The organism is Francisella marina, from assembly GCF_008369785.1.
Lineage (GTDB): Bacteria > Pseudomonadota > Gammaproteobacteria > Francisellales > Francisellaceae > Francisella > Francisella salimarina.
Window position 1 is genome coordinate 1,565,859 of the sequence record NZ_CP043552.1, and the last position, 19,307, is coordinate 1,585,165.

Sequence of the window (19,307 nt, forward strand, 5' to 3'; positions counted from 1 at the left end):
AACTTTTGGTTAAAAGATACATGATTTATTAATTAAACATTCTGCTTATAATATATAAGCCGTAAAATTTTATCACACTTAATTTATAAATTACAAAAGGTATTTTATATTTATTTAAAATGCTAAAATATTGCAAAATAATTGTAAAAACCCAACATCAAAATGATTTCACTAATAGTAGCTTATGATAAAAACCTTGGGATAGGCAAAGAGAATACATTAGCTTGGAAACTTTCTGAAGATCTTAAAAACTTTAAAAAGATAACTGAGGATAATTATATAGTAATGGGAAGAAAAACCTTTGAATCAATTGGTCGCCCACTCCCTAACCGTAAAAATATCATCCTAACTAGAGATAAAGACTACAAGCAGGACAAATGTTTAATAATTAACAGTGTTCAAGAAATTCTAAACTTCGCGCAATCAAAACCTCATTATGAGATTTTTGTAATTGGTGGTGCTCAGATTTATAAGGAATTTTTGCAATATGCCGATAGACTATATATAACTGAAGTCAACACAGAAATGAGTGATCTTGATGCTTTCTTTCCTAAGTGGGACAAATCTAAATACAAACGCATAGGCCATAAACAATTCAAAAAAGATGATAAAAACGAGTTTGACTTTACATTTGCCGTATATGAAAAAACCTCTATCTAATCTTCGGTAAATAAAGCTGTCGATAGGTATCTCTCGGCACTAGACGCAAAGATAACTACTATCAATTTATTCTCATTCTCTATACGTTGTGCTATTTCAATTGCCGCTTTCAATGCTGCACCTGATGAGATACCAGCAGGCACACCCTCTTCACGCGCCACTAAACGAGCATACTCTAAAGCATCCCCATCACTAACTGTAACAATATCATCGATCACAGATGTATTTAGAATCTCTGGAACAAATCCAGCACCTATACCTTGAATTTTATGCGGACCAGATTTACCACCGGATAAAACAGGACTAGATGTAGGTTCCACAGCCACTACCTTAAAACTAGATTTCTTATGCTTGAGAACTTCGGCAACACCTGTAATGGTACCACCCGTGCCTACACCTGCAACCAAAATATCAATCTCACCATCAGTATCTTGCCAGATTTCCAAGGCTGTTGAAGCCCTGTGTGCTTCTGGGTTAGCTGGATTAGTAAACTGACCCAATATAACACTATCTTTTAATTCTTTTAACAAATCATTGGCTTTGGCAATTGCTCCAGTCATGCCCTCTGCCGCAGGAGTTAAGATAAGCTTGGCTCCAAAGTGTTGTATTAATTTTCGTCTTTCAACCGATACAGTCTCTGGCATAGTAATAATTAGATCATAACCTTTTGCAGCAGCAATAAATGCCAGTCCAATCCCGGTATTGCCTGACGTTGGCTCTATCAAAGTTGTAGCACCAGGCTTTATATCGCCAACCTTTTCAGCATTTTCGATAAGATTCAGAGCTACCCTATCCTTTACAGATGAGAGCGGATTAAAAAACTCTAACTTAGCAACTAACTTGGCTTTTAAGTCAAACAACCTCTCAATTTCATGTAACCTAAGCAATGGAGTTTTACCAATAGTTTCACTGAAATTGTCACATATATTCATAGCACAACCTTTTGATACTCTATACAAATAACAATTGATATTCTACCCTATTTGGATGGCTAAAACATCGATTTTATAATAGTATAATAAAACCACAACAACACTTAGAGGCGCCATGATTAAACTAATACAGCACTATCGAGATCAAGATCCTGCTGCTCCAAGCATTCTTGAAACGATATTTGCTTACCCTCGATTACATGCAATATTACTTCACAGACCCGCAAATCTACTATGGCGTTGTAAATTAAAATTTTTAGGTAGACTCTTATCTCATATATCTAGATTCCTGACAGGAATCGAAATACATCCTGGGGCAACTATCGGCTCATATTGTTTCATTGATCATGGTATGGGTATTGTAATTGGTGAAACAGCAATAGTTGGAAATTATGTATCACTATACCATGGTGTAACTCTTGGTTCATCTGGAAATCCAAAGCTGAAATACACAAAACGTCATCCAACAGTTGAAGATGAAGTAATAATTGGAGCCGGCGCTAAAATCTTAGGTAATATAACTATTGGCAAACACTGCAGAGTATCGCCAAACAGTGTAATAACTGAAAGTATGGAGCCATATACTACTGCTCTACCCACACAAACAGAGATAGCTCCTCAACCAACTCAATAAAGCTTCTATAAAAACGGATAGAGAGAGCACTCTTCAATGGCATAAAAAAAGCCACTCAAGGTGGCTTTTTAAATTTGGCATCCCGTAGGGGATTCGAACCCCTGTTGCCGCCGTGAAAGGGCGGTGTCCTAGGCCTCTAGACGAACGGGACTTAAGACTTTTAATCACTGTCTTCAGCGATATGATGTGTATTATAATGACTTTCATAACTTAGTCAAGTCATTTTGTTAATATTTTTGCTTTTTTATGAATTACAAAGCTCTTTGATTGCTTTTTGCAGTCTGGACAATACTTTTTCTTTACCCAAAAGCTTAAGAGTAATACCAATATCAGGTGATTGCCCCGATCCTGTAACAGCAATACGTAATGGCATACCAACTTTACCCATACCAACTTCACACTGCTCTGCTGTTGATGCAACTACGTTATGCAAAGTATCTGGATCTTGCCATTGCTGAGTTTCCAAAGCTTCAAAATTTTCTATAAGCTTAATAAATATATCACCTGTTGTCGCTTTAATATGCTTTTTAACAGCTTTTTCATCATAGGTAATATCATCACTATAAAAGTAGCTTGATTTTTCTGTAAGCTCCACTAGAGTGTCAACTTTTTCTGCCATAACAGCTACTAGATCTTGAAGCTTAGGGCCGTTAGTGATATCTAAACCAGCTTTGACAAAATGATATTCAACTTCATCTCTGATATCTTCAAAGTTAGATTCTTTAATATAGTGTTTGTTTAACCACTTAAGTTTCTCAAAATCAAAACGTGATGGCGATGCGCTGATGTGCTCCAAATTAAAGGATTCTATCATCTCATCTATAGAAAAAATCTCTTGATCCCCATGCGACCACCCAAGTCTAACTAAATAATTAAGTATAGCCTGAGGTAAATAACCATCTTCACGGTACTGCATAACATTGACCGCACCATGTCGCTTAGACAACTTTGCCCCATCCGGACCAAGAATCATCGGTACATGAGCAAATACTGGGACATTAACATTTAAGGCTTTATATATGTTGATTTGTTTAGGAGTATTATTAACATGATCATCTCCACGAATAATATGTGTAATACCCATATCCATATCATCAACAACCACACAAAAATTATAAGTAGGTGAACCATCTGCTCTTTGGATAATCATGTCATCAAGCTCTTGATTAGCAATTGAAATCCTACCCTTTACAGCATCATCCCAGCTTACAACTCCATCAGTAGGATTTTTGAATCTAACTACAAAACTATCGCCCTCTTTTGGCACATAGCTTGCATCACGACATTTACCATCATAACCAGTTTTAAGATTATTTGCCTGCTGATGCTCTCTTAACTCATCTAATCTTTCTTTAGAACAGTTACAATAATATGCTTTACCCTCTGCTATTAATTGCTTAATAACTTCATGATATCTATCAAATCTTTTCGTTTGATAATAGATCTCTTCATCATTTTTTAGACCAAGCCAGCTCATACCATCTAAAATTGCATCCACCGCTTCCTGAGTAGACCTTTCTAAATCAGTGTCTTCGATTCTTAAGATAAAATTACCTTTTTTATTCTTAGCATAAAGCCAACTGAAAAGTGCTGTACGCACCCCGCCAACATGTAAAAAACCTGTTGGACTTGGTGCAAATCTTGTTGTGATCATATAATAAGTACCTTGAATATAAAATTGCTTAAAGATTAAACTAGAAATAGGTTTCTTGCAAGAGTTAGCAGATCGAATTAGGATACTGTTTTTGGAAATAGTTATCGATTATATAATACCACCTTTTGTCATTTTGTATGGATCAACTACTTTATTAAACTCTTCTTCAGACAAAAAACCAAGAGCTTTATTTGCCTCAGCTAACGATAAGTTGTTACTATCTGCATAATGCGCCATTTTAGAAGCTTTATCATAGCCTATCACTGGACTAAGAGCTGTAACAAGCATCAATGAGTTTTTGAGATAAAAATCTATTTTGTCATGATTTGGCGTCATACCTTCCAAAAGATATTTTGTAAAGTTCACACAACTTTCTGAAATAATCTTAATCGATTGAATAATATTAAAAATAATCAAGGGCTTATAGACATTCATTTCAAGATATCCTGCAGAACCACCGATACCAACAGCAACATCATAACCCATTACTTGAGCAGCAACCATTGCCATAGCTTCACATTGTGTAGGATTAACCTTTCCTGGCATAATTGATGATCCAGGCTCATTCTCAGGGATTAACAACTCATGAAACCCTGCTCTAGGGCCACAGCTTAATAAGCGAATGTCATTAGCAATCTTAAATAGTGAATTTGCTAAAGTTTTGAGCTGACCCATAATCGCAACTAAAGCGTCATGTGAACCTTGCACCTCGAATTTATTTGTGGCTGTAACAAATGGTAACCCAGTAATAGAAGCGATATGTTTCGCTACAATTTCAGCAAAGCCATTAGGTGCACTTAAGCCAGTCCCAACAGCTGTTCCTCCCGGGGCTAACTCATATACATCTTTTAAAGATTCTTTGATTCTTTGAATATTTTTCTCAAGTAGCGCCGCATAGCCTGAAAACTCCTGTCCGAGAGTTAGCGGCACAGCATCTTGCATATGAGTTCTGCCAATCTTAGCGATAGTTTGCCAGTCATTGCTCTTTCTTTTTAGATCCTCATACATGTATTCGAGAGCTGGTAATAATTGTTTATTTATCTCAAAAGCCGTAGCAATATACATCGCACTTGGAAAGGCATCATTTGATGATTGTGACATGTTGACATCATCATTTGGATGAATAGGAGATTTACTACCCTTTTTGCCACCTAGTAGCTCAATCGCTCTGTTTGAAATAACCTCATTGACATTCATATTTGACTGCGTACCACTACCGGTCATCCAAACATGTAGTGGAAAATGATTATCAAGCTGGCCGGAAATTATTTCATCAGAAACTGTAACAATGATATCTCGCTTATTTGTAGGCAAAATACCTAGCTCATTATTGGTAATTGCCGTTGCTTTTTTGATAATGGCTAAAGCCTTGATAACTTCTATAGGCATCAAATCCTTACCTATAGAGAAATGCTCTATAGATCGCTGAGTTTGAGCACCCCAATAATATCTGTCATCAACTTTGACTTCCCCCATACTATCAGTTTCTATTCTATACAAAGCCATCACCCACAGTGAACATCTTGATAAATCTAAGATAACATCAATAACACTAAAAACAAACTTAACAAATAGCATAATAGATCACTATTGAATTTAGTAACTAAAGAATATTAAATATTGCTTATAAGCTAATTATGGATATCAGTTACCATGGAATTATTTGAATTTTTGATTGATCCTAACTACAAGTTACTATTAGTTATCCCTGTAGCAATACTCTATTATGCACTTAATTTTTTATTTGGTGAAACTGAGAAAGTAAATGTCTTTAGTCATCATAAGATAAAAGATATGGCTGAAATAATAGAGAAAATAAACTCTACTACAGACCCTATCGCTAGAGCAGCTTTGTATTTACAATTTAAGATAGATCATAAAAACTTTCTCAAGCGTGAATTTGCAATAGCTCCACCGAGATTTAGAGATATTTACTTACTAAATAAACTTACTGAGTATCTTTCTTTTCAAGAAATAAAAAAATTAAACAAACTAAAAGCTGTTATTTTTGATAATAAAAACAATACTTTTTATATTACTCCAAGTTTAAAAATCCTAAGGAAAGTAATTACTAGTTTTATTACATTTATACTTTTAACACTATTAGCATTTTTAGTGTTAATAGTCTTTGATAAAATCATCTATCTAAACTTTGAAATAAAAGGCAGTATAAAAATAATGAGATATTTCTATGAAACTATGATCTCAATATTTATGTTACTGATGTATATAAAAACTTTAAGATCAATTTCACTAATAATATTTCTAAAAAAAGATTTCCCAAAAATAATAGCGAAGTTACCAGAAAATTTTAATTGGAAATGTCCTGTAAGGGTTAATTGCTAAATAACTTTAAGATGAGTCTATAACTCAAAAAACATTGTTGTATATTTTTGAATCAAATATACTGAGTTAATCTTTTGATAAAATTTTACTTTTTAATTATGAATATCGTCGAATATGCCAAAACTCGCTACACTACAAAAGCTTATGATCCAACAAAAAAGTTAAACTCTGAACAAGTCCAACAAATAAAAGACTTGCTAAGATTCACACCGTCAAGTGTAAACTCACAGCCATGGCATTTTATCCTAGCAACATCTGATGAGGCAAAAGCCAAAATTTCAAAAGCTGCTGAAAATATACACCCAAAAAATGTAACAAATATTAAAGACTGTGCTTTGGCTATAGTATTTTGCCTAAAAACTGATATCGATGATAAATATCTACAGCTACTTCTTGATCAAGAGCGTAAAGATGGTAGATTCCCTACTTCAGATTTTGAAAATATGCAAAGAGATATACGCAAAAAATTTGCTCTAGCATACAAAGACAAACCACAAGAATTACAGATTTGGACAGAAAAGCAGCTTTATATTGCCCTTGGTAATATTCTATTAGGATTATCCGCACTGAAAATAGATGCTACACCAATGGAAGGTATCGAAGCTAATATAATAGACGAAGAATTTAACCTAAGAGAAAAAGGTTATAAAACATCCGTGGTTGTAACTGTTGGTTATGCTTCAGAAGAAGATTTTAATGCTAAATTACCAAAATCTAGACTACCTGAAGATAAAATATTTACAGAAATTTAGCTTATTACATTAACACTACGATTTTGATAAAAATATCATTATAGTTGAGAAAGCTTTTATGAAAAAAAATCTACTAAAAATCACATCTCTTGATGATATGCGTAAAATTTATCATCGTAGAGTTCCTAAAATGTTTGTTGATTACTGTGAATCAGGCTCATGGCAACAAAAAACTCTAGAGCATAATCAAAAAGATTTTGATAAATACTTTTTTAGGCAAAAAGTGCTAACAGATATCCAACATCGATCGTTAAAAACCAAAATTCTTGGACAAGAATACAGCATGCCTTTAGCATTTGCTCCAGTTGGTCTACTAGGAATGCAACATGCAGATGGCGAGATTCATGCTGCCAAAGCAGCTGAAGAATTTGGTATTCCTTTTACACTATCGACAATGTCTATCTGCTCTACAGAAGAAGTAGCTAAGCATACAACCAAACCTTTTTGGTTTCAGTTGTATATGATGAAAGATAGAAAGTTTATGGCAAATCTTATAGCAAGTGCAAAGCATGCTGGTTGTAGTGCCCTAGTACTAACTGCTGACCTACAAATGCTAGGTAACCGCCATGCCGATATAAAAAATGGCTTAACAGTACCTCCAAAACCTACTCTTAAAAATCTAATTAACCTAAGTACTAAAACATACTGGTGCTTGAATATGTTAAAAACCAAAAATAGAACCTTTGGTAATATTGCAAATCACGCTGAAAATAAAGGTGGTTTTGCATCTCTTGGTAAATGGACAAATGAACAATTTGATTTAAGCCTAAATTGGCATGATGTCGAGTGGGTACAAAAACAATGGAATGGCCCTATGATTATCAAAGGGATTATGGATACACAGGATGCTATTATGGCGCAAAATACTGGTGCTGATGCAATAGTAGTCTCAAATCATGGCGGTCGCCAATTAGATGGAGCGCCTTCTAGCATATCTATGCTTGAAGAGATAGTTGATGCTGTAGATCCAAAGCTTGAAGTTCTAATTGATAGTGGTATTCGTAGCGGTCAAGATTTACTCAAAGCAAAAGCTCTCGGAGCTAAAGCTGGACTAATTGGTAGACCAATGGTTTACGGTCTTGGTGCTTATGGCAAACAAGGTGCTTACAGAGTACTTGAAATTTTCCATCAAGAAATAGATAAAACTATGGCATTTTGTGGTTTCACAGATATCAATAATGTAGATAAATCTATACTAGTAAAATAAGACTATCCCCTAACCTGCCCATTTCCTCTAATAATATATTTTAGAGTTGTAAGTTCATTGATACCCATTGGTCCTCTAGCATGAAGCTTCTGCGTACTAATACCAATCTCGCCGCCAAAACCAAATTCAGAACCATCTGTAAATCTAGTTGAAGCATTGGCATATACAGCTGCGGCATCTACTTCATTTAAGAAAATCTCTGTATTTGTATAATTTTCAGTAACTATACACTCTGAATGCATACTACCATGGGTATTAATATGCTCTATAGCTTCATTAATATTTGCCACTGTTTTGATAGAAAGTACTAAATCTAAATATTCAGTATCCCAATCTTCTGTAGTCGCTAGTGTAGCATTTTCTAGATATTTTAAACTCTCATTATTGGCTCTTAGTTCAACGTTGTATTTAGCAAGCTCTATTTCTAACTTAGGTAAGAATTTCTCCGCTATATTTTGATGAACTAAAAGAGTTTCTAAGGCATTGCAAACTCCAGGGCGCTGGGTTTTTGCGTTTATAACTATCTTTATAGCTTTATCTAAATCGGCGAACTCATCAATATAAGTGTGACAAATCCCCGCCCCTGTTTCTATCATTGGAATAGTAGCCTTCTGTTGGATAGCCTTTTTAAGACTTTTGCCACCTCTTGGAACTATCACATCAATATATTTATCTAGTGTTACTAACTCTGTTACACGCTCTCTAGCAACATCCTCGACTAACTGTACTATATTTTTTGATAACCCATGCTTTTCACATACCTCTTGGAAAATATTTTTCAAAGCAATATTTGTATGCAAAGCATCAGAACCACCTCTAAGGATAATAGCATTACCTGATTTTAATGCTAATGCTCCAGCATCTATAGTTACATTTGGGCGTGATTCAAAAATCATTGCGATTACACCTAATGGCACTCTAACTTGAGAGATTGTCATTCCTTTAAGGTGCTTAAAGCCTTTCTCAACCTTGCCTATAGGATCTGCAAAATCAGCAATTTGTCTAACCCCTTGAGCCATAGATTCTATTCGTGCCGGAGTTAGTGTTAATCTATCAATGAATGCTTTTGATAAATTATTTTTTTTAGCATTATCTAGATCTTTTTGATTCTGTTGCAAAATATACTCAGCATTGTCTAACAATGATTTTTCTAACTGATGTAACACATTATTCTTAAACTCTGTATTTGCTTGAGCTAACTCTTTTGCAGCTTGCTTAGCATTTTTACCCATTTCTACGATAGACAAGCTCATCTAACTCTCCTTTAAAAACATATTATCAACATGGACAACTTCATTATAATCACAATGCCCTAAAATATTAGCAATATCATAACTTTTATGTCCTTTGATTTTTGCTAAATCCTGTGATGAATAATTAACCAATCCAGTAGCTATTTCTTGAGTATCTTCACTACAAACAACAACCGTAGCGCCCTTTTGAAAATCTCCATTAATTGAAATAATTCCACATGGTAAAAGGCTCTTGTTTTGTTTTAGCGCCGTAACAGCTCCTCTATCGATTATAATTTGTCCTCGCTTGTGGCTACTATAAGTTATCCAATGCTTTTTAGCTGTAATTTCTTTTTTGTTATTTTTTGTAAATAATGTCCCGATATCATGACCTAACACTATCTCCAAAAGAATTTTAGGATCTTCTCCGCTGGCGATAACCATATTAACACCACCAGCCACAGCAATCTCAGCCGCCTTAATCTTAGTAGCCATGCCTCCTGTACCAAATTTAGAACCCACGTCACCAGCCATAGCTCGAATATCATCTGAAATTTCTGGGATAATATTTAAAAGTTTTGCTGAGCTATCTATACGTGGATTTGCTGTATACAGGCCATCAATATCCGAGAGAATAATCAATAAATCAGCATCTATTAAATTCGCAACTAATGCCGATAAAGTATCATTATCACCAACCTTAATCTCATCAACTACTACCGCATCATTTTCATTAACGATTGGGATAACTCCCTTTGCCAATAAAGCTGAAAAAGCATTTCGTGCATTTAGGTATCTTTCTCTATTAGCAACATCATCTTTTGTCAGAAGCAACTGAGCAATATTCTTACCATATTCAGAGAAAAGCTTTTGATATAAATGAGTCAAAGCCACTTGCCCTACTGCAGCTACAGCTTGCTTCTCTGGTAGAGTTTTTGGCTTTTGTTGCAGCCCTAACTTACCCATACCCGCACCAACAGCTCCTGATGTTACAAGTATTACTTCATAGCCTTGATTATGAAGGTCTGATAACTGTCTAATTAGCTTTTCTATTCGATAAATATTTAGTAAGCCTGTTTGATGAGTTAGAGTACTAGTCCCAACTTTTACAACTATTCTCTTAACTGCATTTAATAGCTCTTTTCTTTGCATATTTTTTGATAATTCATTAGCAATTTGAAACAAGTTTATACTAGCTTATGAGTTTATTTAATCATTTAAATACGTATTTGAAAAAATTATGATTTAAAGTCTAAAAGAATACCTAAAATATCTATATCTGCCATTCACCACTTTTGTATTTCGTAATAACCTCTAATACAGCTGGTGCAACGAACTCAGTATCATCAAAGTCAAACCATTTGATTGCAGAAATTTCAGCACACGGCTTAATTTCTTGATTAATATCAGCTGTAAAACACTCTAAAGATACCGTTGTAGTTCTATCATGATTATCCGTAGTTATGTTCCCCAAATAGCGCATATCATCTGTTGTAAGCTCCAGACTTAACTCTTCTTTTAGCTCACGTACAATAGTTTGGATAGGTGTTTCATTTTGCTCAATTTTACCACCTGCTTGATACCAAATAGTATTATCTCTAGTTCTAGTCAAAAGAATTTTATTATCTTTGATAGCGACAAAAGCTGCTGCATAAATCATTAATTTACTTCCCTAGCCATTTAAATGATTTTTTAAGAAAGTCTACAGCATTTGTTTCAATATTTTTACCATGAGCAATAATTATTCTCTCAGGTTGCCAAGCCAAGATTCTCTCAAAACACTCTCTAGCCTGTTTTTTACCAAAAAAGAATGACATTCGCCAATCTATAGGAGTTTTACCGTTTGGAGCAACTATACCTGATAACTTAGCTATCAAGCCTTTAAATCCTGTAAAGTAGTTCTCATCAAAATTCTCTATAAGATCTGTAAGTATCAAAGTCTTAGATGGCTTGTGAAAGAACACAACCTCTTGCATTACCCTACTACCTTTAAATATTAGCTGATCAATTTCATTCTGCCACTGAGCTTCAGGAAGATCTTTTAGATCAGCAGTAAAATTAATATCTTTTCTTTTTTCTCTAAGATCTGGTGAAGCATATACCTCGGCATTAGGATAAAGCTCTATCCAATCTTGTAAAAATAGATGATGAATTTTATTTGGGGAGATTAGATACTTAATATTACCAAGCTTTGATACTTCTTGCATTAGCTCATTATTTGGTTTAATTGGTGAGTGAATAAATAAATCATTATTCTCAAGCCTTATAATCGTCATTCTTGTCGTATACGGAAGACCAAAGAAAGGAACGGCTCCACCATCTACAACCCAGATATTTTCAGCAAGTTGATTCAACATAATCTTATGCTAGACAGTGAAATATGAAATGAGTCAAAAAATATTGAATAAAATATAAAACAGCGACGGTAACTATCATCGGTATTATCAAAAACTTTTTATTTTCATCAAATACAGCAAAAACAATAGCAAAAATAATACTAAGCACTCCCGAAATCTTAATAGCTCCATATATTGACATCCAAACAAAACCATAAGACTTTAGAACACTATAAACATGTTCTGATGCTGCAAAGCTTACTGCTAAATAACCAACAAAAAGACCAGCAACAAACCAAAATATTGCTGTAAACAAGTTTTTCAAAATATAGTCAAGCAACACAAAAGATTTTTTCATACCTACAAATTCCCAATTTAAAATATCATGCAAATAAAATTGTTTTAAGATTAAACTAGAAATTTGATGGTTTCAAGACAGTTATTTAATAAGCTCTTATTCATTAGCTCAAAACTAAAGCAATAATTATAGAAAATTACTAAAATAAGCGTATAAATATATACTCTGCATACCAAATAGTTTTAAATGTTTATTTATATGTTTTTATAAATTTGAGGAGTTGCCAATGTCATTTTATTCGATCCAAAATGAACTAGTAGAGAGCTATAAATCTGAAGTTGAGCTTAAGTATAAGATGCTAAATGGTCTTTTTTTGAGTACTCCTCTTGATAAAGAACACAATGCGAATGCAATGCTAGCTACATTTGCTAATATCTGTAAAGATCTCATTGAAAATGCTAAAGACCCAATAGAGACTATTGAAAATCTATATCCTGAAATGTCAGAAGAGCAAAAGCTTCAAATCTTTGTCAAATTCATACGCTATATTGAACGACAAACAGTCTTGATAGATGCTCTTGAAGAAGCTGCTTATGCCAAAACACATGATTTAAATGGTGAGTATAGTATCACAAGGCTAGCTAGAAGAGTCGAACGACACGATAAGCAAAATGCTCTAAGTAGAGCCTTACAAGAGTACAAAACAAGACTTGTACTCACAGCTCATCCTACACAGTTTTATGCAAAATTAGTACTGCCGATTATCCATGATCTAAAAAAGGCGATTATCGACAATGATATAAATAAAATTCAGGATATTTTCCTACAAATGGGAAAAACTAAATTCAGCAATAAAGCTAAACCAACACCTGAAGATGAGGCTGTTTCGATAATATGGTATTTAAATAATATTTTTTATAATGTGATTCCAAAAATCCAACATAAACTAACTAACGATAGTACTAATATTGAAATTGGATTTTGGCCAGGTGGAGATCGTGATGGCAACCCTTTTGTGACAGCAAGTGTTACCAAAAAAGTTTCTAAACACTTAAGAACAAATATATTAAATAGCTACAATAAAGATCTAAAGAGATTAATCAAAAAACTTACTTTTGAAAATGTCCATGAAGAGCTTACAAAAATACGCAAAAGACTAAAAACTAATAAATATTCCAACTCACAAACATTCTTGGATGATTTAGTCAAAGTAAAAAATGTCGTAGATAGTGAATATGACTCTTTATTTGTTGATAAACTCGATAATCTTATCTTAAAAGTCAAAATTTTTGGCTTTCATTTTGCTAAATTGGATATTCGTCAAAATGCCAAAATACATAATCAGTTTTTTAATGAACTTTTTAGCGAGAACTATAACCTTGACTATCAAGCACTCAACGAGTCTGAGAAAGTCAAACACCTTGTCGAACTTGCTAAACAAAAATCTTTTAAAAAACTAGAAATCAACAGCGACCAAGCTAGAGAACTTCTAGAGACTATTGAAGTAATACAATATATTCAGCAACACAGTGGTTACGATGCTATTCAAAGATATATCATAAGTAATGCTGACTCTACTGTAAGTATCTTAGAGGTTTTGACAATATTTAAACTTTTTAACAAAGATATAGATACTAATAGTAAAATAAAAATTGAAGTAGTGCCTTTATTTGAGACTATGGAGGACCTCAAAAATTCGACAGAAATCATTGATGAACTACTCAAAACACAGCTCTACACAGACAATCTCAAAGCATGGCAAAATACTCAAACTATTATGCTTGGGTTCTCTGATGGTACCAAAGATGGTGGTTATTTCATGGCTAACTGGTCTATCCTTGAGGCAAAGAGAGCTCTAAGCAAATATCTTAGCTCAAAAGGTATCAAACCAATATTTTTTGATGGCCGTGGTGGCCCTCCTTCACGTGGAGGTGGAGATATGTTTCTATTCTACAAAGGACTATCTAATGTTGTCTCAAACCACGATGTACAGATAACTATCCAAGGACAAAGTATCTCTTCAAAATTTGGTAATACCAATAGTGCTCAATATAATCTTGAGCAAATTTTGACATCTGGCTTATATGGCAAACTGAACTTACACAATGCACATAGACTTAATCCTACAGAGACTTCTCTTATAAATGAGCTAGGAAAACTATCTTTCGATACTTATATAAATCTAAAAAATCATCCGCAATTTATTGACTATATTACCGAAATCACTCCTTTGAAATATATTAGTGAAATGAATGTCGGATCTCGCCCCGCTAAAAGAAACTCTAGCGATAAATTTAAACTAGATGACCTTCGAGCTATACCTTATGGTGCTGCTTGGACTCAAATGAGACAGAGTATCTTAGCATTTTATGGCTTAGGAACAGCTATAAGTACCGTAGTGACAAAAGATAACAACAATCTAACCGCACTACAAAAAATATATAAACGCTCACTTATAATCAAAGGAATATTTGATAATGCTCTACAAAGTATTGCTCAAACAAATTTCAATATTACAAAGCATATAAGTAAAGATCCTAAATACAGCGCCTTTTGGCAACAATTGTTCGATGAACATCAATTAGCTAAAAAATATCTGTTAGCTGTAACTGAAAAAGATGAAAACTTCTTGCATGCAAATCCTGTCAAAGAAAGATCTATCAAAATGAGAGATGATATAACTCTACCTCTGGTTATATTGCAACAATATGCGTTAGACTGCCTAAGAAAGAATCCTAATCACAAACATAAGAAGCTTCTGAAAACTATAATCAAAAAATCTCTAGCGGCTAATATAAATGCTAATCAGAATTCTATATAAATTAATTTTATTCAGAAAATGGTAGAAATAAGGTGATTTATGAGTAGCTATGCTAATGCTTGCTTCTTCTCTAAGGTCTTAGCATATAACTCTAGATACTTAGCTAACTTTTCTTGCTCTGCAGCAACTACAGCCTCTGGAGCATTCGATACAAATCTTTCATTAGAAAGCTTCTTCTCAACCCTTGCAACCTCGCCTTTTAGCTTGTCTAGTTCTTTATCTAATCTTGCTTTTTCAGCTTCGATATCAACCAAACCTGCTAATGGAATATTTAACTCAAGCCCTTCGACAATTTGTGATAAAGATGTTGGCGGATTATCATTAAACTCAATATTATTTATTCTAGCTAACGCTTTGATAAAACCTTCTGTTTGAGCTAAGTATTCTCTGTCCTTAGCAGCAACATCTTTGACTATTAGAGAAATCTCTAAAGATGGCTTGATACCGACTTCACTACGCATATTACGTAGAGTTGTAACAACATTTTGTAACCATACGATAGCTTTTTCAGCTTCTGGAGCTTCTAAATACTGAGTAGCTACAGGATAAGATACATCCATAATTGTATCTTTAGCATCATTTAAGTGTGCTTTTAACTGCTGATAAATACTCTCAGTGATAAATGGTATAAGTGGATGCGCTAAAGCAAGGATATTTTCTAAAACTTTAGTAAGAGCATATTTAACACCATTTTTTTGCTTCTCAGATAAAGATTCATCTTTTAAAGCAACCTTAGCAAACTCAACATACCAGTCACAATAGTTATTCCATACAAGATCATAAATAGTGTTTGCTACTAAATCAAAACGATAGTTAGCAAGATGTCTATGTACATCAGCAGTAGCAGTATTTAGCACACTCCAAATCCACTTATCAGCCACACCTAACTCATAGTTATCACAAACCTTATAATCATCAAGATTCATCATTACAAATCTTGAAGCATTCCAAAGCTTATTACAGAAGTTACGATACCCCTCAACTCTCGCAGTATCAAAGCTAATATCACGCGATGTAGAAGCCAATGCAGCATAAGTAAATCTAACCGCATCGGCACCATACGCACTAATACCTTCAGGGAATTCTTTTTTAGTTGCCTTTTCAATTTTAGCTTTCATCTGTGGTTGCATTAGACCAGTAGTTCTCTTTTTCAGAAGCTCATCTAATGAAATACCATCTATCAAATCCACAGGATCTAAAACATTACCTTTAGATTTTGACATTTTCTGTCCTTCGCTATCGCGGATAAGTCCCGTGATATAAATATCTCTAAATGGCACATCATTCATAAAATACATGCCAAACATCATCATTCTAGCCACCCAGAAGAAGATAATATCAAAACCAGTTACAAGTACGCTTGTTGGATAGTATTTTGCTAACTCAGGAGTTTTCTCAGGCCAACCTAATGTACTAAATGGCCATAATGCTGATGAGAACCAAGTATCAAATACATCTTCATCTTGCTTGATAGCCACATCTTCAGCCAAATTATATTTAACTCTAACATCTGCCTCATTTTCGCCGACATAAGCATTGCCTGCTTCATCATACCAAGCTGGGATTCTATGACCCCACCAAAGTTGGCGTGATACACACCAATCTTGAATATCTCTCATCCACGCAAAATAAGTATTTTTCCAATTATCTGGTACAAATCTTACATCACCCTTTTCAACTGCTTCTATAGCTGGTTTTGCTAGCACATCAGCTTTAACAAACCATTGTTTAGTTAGATATGGCTCAAGAATTTCTCCTGTTCTATCGCCAGTTGGCACTTTTAGTGCATGCGGCTCTATTTTATCCAATAAACCTGCTGCATCCATATCAGCAACTATTTGCTTACGTGCTGCAAATCTATCTAGACCTTGATACTTTGTCGGTACATTTGTATTTAATGTCGCATCATCAGTTAAGATATTCATCATAGGTAAATCATGTCTTTTACCCATTTCATAGTCGTTAAAGTCATGGGCAGGAGTGATCTTAACACAGCCAGTACCAAAATCCTTCTCAACATAATCATCAGCAATAATCGGAATCTGTCTGTCTGTAAGTGGTAGATTAATCATCTTACCTACTAAATGGGTGTATCTTTCATCTTCTGGATGAACTGCAACAGCCATATCACCAAGCATTGTCTCTGGACGAGTTGTTGCGATTATAATCTTCTCGTCACTATCAGCTACTGGATATACAAAATGCCAAAGTGAGCCTTGCTTATCTACTTGAGCCACCTCAAGATCTGAAACAGCTGTCTTTAATTTAGGGTCCCAGTTTACTAATCTCTCGCCACGGTATGCTAAGCCATCTTCGTATAATTTGATAAAGCACTTCTTAACCGCATCAGATAAACCATCATCCATTGTAAATCTCTCACGATCCCAATCTGGAGAAGCCCCTATTCTACGCATCTGTGATGTGATAGTGCCACCTGATAGCTCTTTCCATTCCCAAATTTTGCTTACAAAATTCTCACGCCCTAAATCATGTCTTGAGATACCTTGAGCGTTAAGCTGTCTTTCAACTACCATTTGCGTAGCGATACCTGCATGATCGGTACCTGGTTGCCAAAGTGTATCTTTGCCAGACATACGATTATAACGGATTAAAATATCCATCAATGACATCTGGAAACCATGTCCCATATGCAAAGTACCTGTTACATTTGGTGGTGGTAGCATGATTGTATAAGTATCTTTTGAGTCAGTATTACCGCATGCAAACTTACCTGAAGCTTCCCAATTTTGATAATTAGACTGTTCTATTTCTTTTGAATTATAGTTTTTATTCATTTCTTGAGTCATTTATAATGCCTAAATATATAAGTTTATAGAAAAAATTAATGCTGATAATTTTAACAAAGTTCTTTAGAAAGTACTATTAGTCACTAGTTAAATAATACTAAGGTTTATCATCAATAAGCTAGCTATGTCCAATAGCAACACTAACTATCTTTGTTAGTAGTTATTTCTAAATTTGAGTTCTTATAGTAAACATACTTCTTACGCGAAGCCTGCAAAGCTCTATCTTCCTGATAAACAAACTCTTTTAACTCTTTGATTTTTACTCGTTGAGGATCAACTGCTACTTCCATAATATTAATCAAAACATCATAACCTGAAGTGATAAATAAATTATCTGTGATAAGAATCGGAATATTTTTATATTGGTTATATTCTCTAGCAGCTATAGCACAATGATGTGGTATAAAAGAATCCTGACCATCTTGCCACAAATCATCATCAAGTTGTTTTGCAATACCTGTAGGAGCAAGAATCGCTATTGTTTTGCATTCGTCATATTCTTTGATAACTGTAGCAATCAACACTTCTAGCATTTGGTTAATATCTGGCGTTTGTAAAACTCTAAACTCTACTTTCATCACAAATATTACCACTCCAAAAATTACAATTTAGCTATCTACCAAAATACACAACCATAATAATACAAATAGAATCTATAGACAAATGACTAGATACTATTTATCTACTGAGTCTGACTTTACAAAGACACCTGAAGTATAGCTATTAGTCCTAAAACCATCATAACTAGTATACGAAGAAAGCTCTACTTTATCAGCTGATTCTAGTCTTAGCACATAATATCCTTTCGACCAATCAATATCATAATTAGCAATAGCAGATACCGCTTTTTTAGATGCTACACTATCTCCATATAGCACTAGTTTATACGGCCCAATATCACAAAATGTTGGTGAACAATTTCCCTTTAGACTAATCAAAGGATTGCCTTTAGCATCGGCAGCTATTTCAAACTTAACTATAGATTGAGTATTTTTATCCACATTAGTCCAAGTCCCGAGGAAATTAGAATAATCTAACTTTTTATCTTTTGCATAAAGACTAAAAGGCAATAGTACTAGAATTAAACAAACTATTAACTTAAATCTATGAAACATATCTTCTTATACCCTCTATTTGAGTTATGCTTAATTACTGTATCTAAATACTGATTTTAACTTATTGATAAAGTCACCACCTAAGACAAAAAAACTAGCCACAAAAATAATATCGCCACTAAACAAGACAAGCATCATATTTAGCTGACCAACTTGGTTAATTTTGTCAAAAATTAGTATCATCTCAAGCAATAATGTTGGGTATACCAAACTAGCAAAGAACATTACTAAACCAATGCTATGCCTTGTACGAGTAATAGGCTTGTGTGTTGTAAAAGCTGATTTAAATATTGTCTTAATCGCTAATTTTATCGTATCAATTATTACTTTACCCAGTAGCATAACTGATATTAGAAAAATTCCCTCCGCACTAACAAGCAAAATTGATGAAATCGCCAAATAGCTAGATGTAGATAACCCCAAAAAAGGCATTATGCAAAAAACCACAATATAAGGCACAAATGATAAGATAAATAACAACAATCCTAAATAATATTTCCAATCTTTTGTCAT

The 19,307-nt window shown here is 34.0% G+C and carries 18 protein-coding genes and 1 tRNA gene; 6 read left to right on the top strand and 13 right to left on the bottom strand.

Annotated elements, in window-relative coordinates; translation table 11 throughout:
• Window positions 1-162: 162 nt before the first annotated feature.
• Window positions 163-660 carry a dihydrofolate reductase gene (locus F0R75_RS07785; RefSeq protein ID WP_149369140.1) on the top strand — a complete coding sequence of 166 codons (498 nt, stop codon included), beginning with the start codon at window positions 163-165 and terminating at the stop codon, window positions 658-660.
• Here the strand turns inward: F0R75_RS07785 and cysK are convergent.
• Window positions 657-1,592, bottom strand: a complete 936-nt coding sequence (gene cysK, locus F0R75_RS07790; RefSeq protein ID WP_149369139.1) for a cysteine synthase A — start codon at window positions 1,590-1,592, stop codon at window positions 657-659. The genes F0R75_RS07785 and cysK overlap by 4 nt on opposite strands.
• Window positions 1,593-1,707: 115 nt before the next feature.
• Here cysK and epsC point away from each other — a divergent pair, with 115 nt between their 5' ends.
• Window positions 1,708-2,226: a serine O-acetyltransferase EpsC gene (epsC, locus tag F0R75_RS07795; protein WP_149377270.1), complete on the top strand. Its 519-nt coding sequence runs from the start codon at window positions 1,708-1,710 to the stop codon at window positions 2,224-2,226.
• A 75-nt stretch (window positions 2,227-2,301) separates the two neighbouring features.
• On the opposite strand, the gene F0R75_RS07800 is transcribed toward epsC, so the two are convergent.
• From F0R75_RS07800 to fumC, 3 genes are all read right to left on the bottom strand, one after another.
• Window positions 2,302-2,377, bottom strand: a tRNA-Glu gene (locus F0R75_RS07800).
• Between the two features lie 93 nt (window positions 2,378-2,470).
• Window positions 2,471-3,880 (bottom strand): glutamate--tRNA ligase, encoded by a 1,410-nt coding sequence (gene gltX, locus F0R75_RS07805; RefSeq protein WP_149369137.1) that lies wholly within the window; start codon window positions 3,878-3,880, stop codon window positions 2,471-2,473.
• A gap of 108 nt (window positions 3,881-3,988) precedes the next feature.
• Complete coding sequence (fumC, locus tag F0R75_RS07810; RefSeq protein ID WP_149377300.1) at window positions 3,989-5,380, bottom strand: class II fumarate hydratase; 1,392 nt, start codon at window positions 5,378-5,380, stop codon at window positions 3,989-3,991.
• Between the two features lie 153 nt (window positions 5,381-5,533).
• Between fumC and F0R75_RS07815 the strand changes: the two genes are divergently transcribed.
• From F0R75_RS07815 to F0R75_RS07825, 3 genes are all read left to right on the top strand, one after another.
• Window positions 5,534-6,226 (top strand): hypothetical protein, encoded by a 693-nt coding sequence (locus F0R75_RS07815; protein WP_149369136.1) that lies wholly within the window; start codon window positions 5,534-5,536, stop codon window positions 6,224-6,226.
• A 98-nt stretch (window positions 6,227-6,324) separates the two neighbouring features.
• Complete coding sequence (nfsB, locus tag F0R75_RS07820) at window positions 6,325-6,978, top strand: oxygen-insensitive NAD(P)H nitroreductase (protein WP_149369135.1); 654 nt, start codon at window positions 6,325-6,327, stop codon at window positions 6,976-6,978.
• A gap of 58 nt (window positions 6,979-7,036) precedes the next feature.
• Window positions 7,037-8,185: an alpha-hydroxy acid oxidase gene (locus F0R75_RS07825; RefSeq protein ID WP_149369134.1), complete on the top strand. Its 1,149-nt coding sequence runs from the start codon at window positions 7,037-7,039 to the stop codon at window positions 8,183-8,185.
• 2 nt (window positions 8,186-8,187) lie between these two features.
• Here F0R75_RS07825 and F0R75_RS07830 read toward each other — a convergent pair whose 3' ends face one another.
• The 5 genes from F0R75_RS07830 to F0R75_RS07850 all read right to left on the bottom strand — a co-directional run bounded on the left by F0R75_RS07830 (window position 8,188) and on the right by F0R75_RS07850 (window position 12,111).
• Entirely contained in the window at window positions 8,188-9,438 is a 1,251-nt protein-coding gene (locus tag F0R75_RS07830) for a glutamate-5-semialdehyde dehydrogenase (RefSeq protein WP_149377271.1), read from the bottom strand.
• On the bottom strand, window positions 9,439-10,569 hold the full coding sequence (gene proB / locus F0R75_RS07835; RefSeq protein WP_149369132.1) for a glutamate 5-kinase: 1,131 nt from the start codon (window positions 10,567-10,569) through the stop codon (window positions 9,439-9,441). It lies immediately after the preceding gene.
• A 121-nt stretch (window positions 10,570-10,690) separates the two neighbouring features.
• The gene (locus tag F0R75_RS07840) at window positions 10,691-11,077 is read right to left on the bottom strand and encodes an NUDIX hydrolase (RefSeq protein ID WP_146421709.1); all 387 of its coding nucleotides are present in this window, start codon (window positions 11,075-11,077) and stop codon (window positions 10,691-10,693) included.
• Between the two features lie 4 nt (window positions 11,078-11,081).
• Complete coding sequence (locus tag F0R75_RS07845; RefSeq protein WP_149377272.1) at window positions 11,082-11,774, bottom strand: DUF4336 domain-containing protein; 693 nt, start codon at window positions 11,772-11,774, stop codon at window positions 11,082-11,084.
• 4 nt (window positions 11,775-11,778) lie between these two features.
• Window positions 11,779-12,111, bottom strand: coding sequence for a hypothetical protein (locus tag F0R75_RS07850; RefSeq protein WP_149369130.1), 333 nt, complete (start codon window positions 12,109-12,111; stop codon window positions 11,779-11,781).
• A gap of 226 nt (window positions 12,112-12,337) precedes the next feature.
• Between F0R75_RS07850 and F0R75_RS07855 the strand changes: the two genes are divergently transcribed.
• Entirely contained in the window at window positions 12,338-14,872 is a 2,535-nt protein-coding gene (locus tag F0R75_RS07855) for a phosphoenolpyruvate carboxylase (protein ID WP_149369129.1), read from the top strand.
• A 47-nt stretch (window positions 14,873-14,919) separates the two neighbouring features.
• Here F0R75_RS07855 and F0R75_RS07860 read toward each other — a convergent pair whose 3' ends face one another.
• The 4 genes from F0R75_RS07860 to F0R75_RS07875 all read right to left on the bottom strand — a co-directional run bounded on the left by F0R75_RS07860 (window position 14,920) and on the right by F0R75_RS07875 (window position 19,307).
• Complete coding sequence (locus tag F0R75_RS07860) at window positions 14,920-17,679, bottom strand: valine--tRNA ligase (RefSeq protein WP_149369128.1); 2,760 nt, start codon at window positions 17,677-17,679, stop codon at window positions 14,920-14,922.
• 140 nt (window positions 17,680-17,819) lie between these two features.
• Window positions 17,820-18,257, bottom strand: coding sequence for a DNA polymerase III subunit chi (locus F0R75_RS07865; RefSeq protein ID WP_149369127.1), 438 nt, complete (start codon window positions 18,255-18,257; stop codon window positions 17,820-17,822).
• Between the two features lie 96 nt (window positions 18,258-18,353).
• A complete protein-coding gene (locus F0R75_RS07870) occupies window positions 18,354-18,794 on the bottom strand; it encodes a hypothetical protein (protein ID WP_149369126.1) in 441 nt (146 codons plus the stop codon).
• A 30-nt stretch (window positions 18,795-18,824) separates the two neighbouring features.
• Window positions 18,825-19,307, bottom strand: coding sequence for a transporter suffix domain-containing protein (locus F0R75_RS07875; RefSeq protein ID WP_149369125.1), 483 nt, complete (start codon window positions 19,305-19,307; stop codon window positions 18,825-18,827).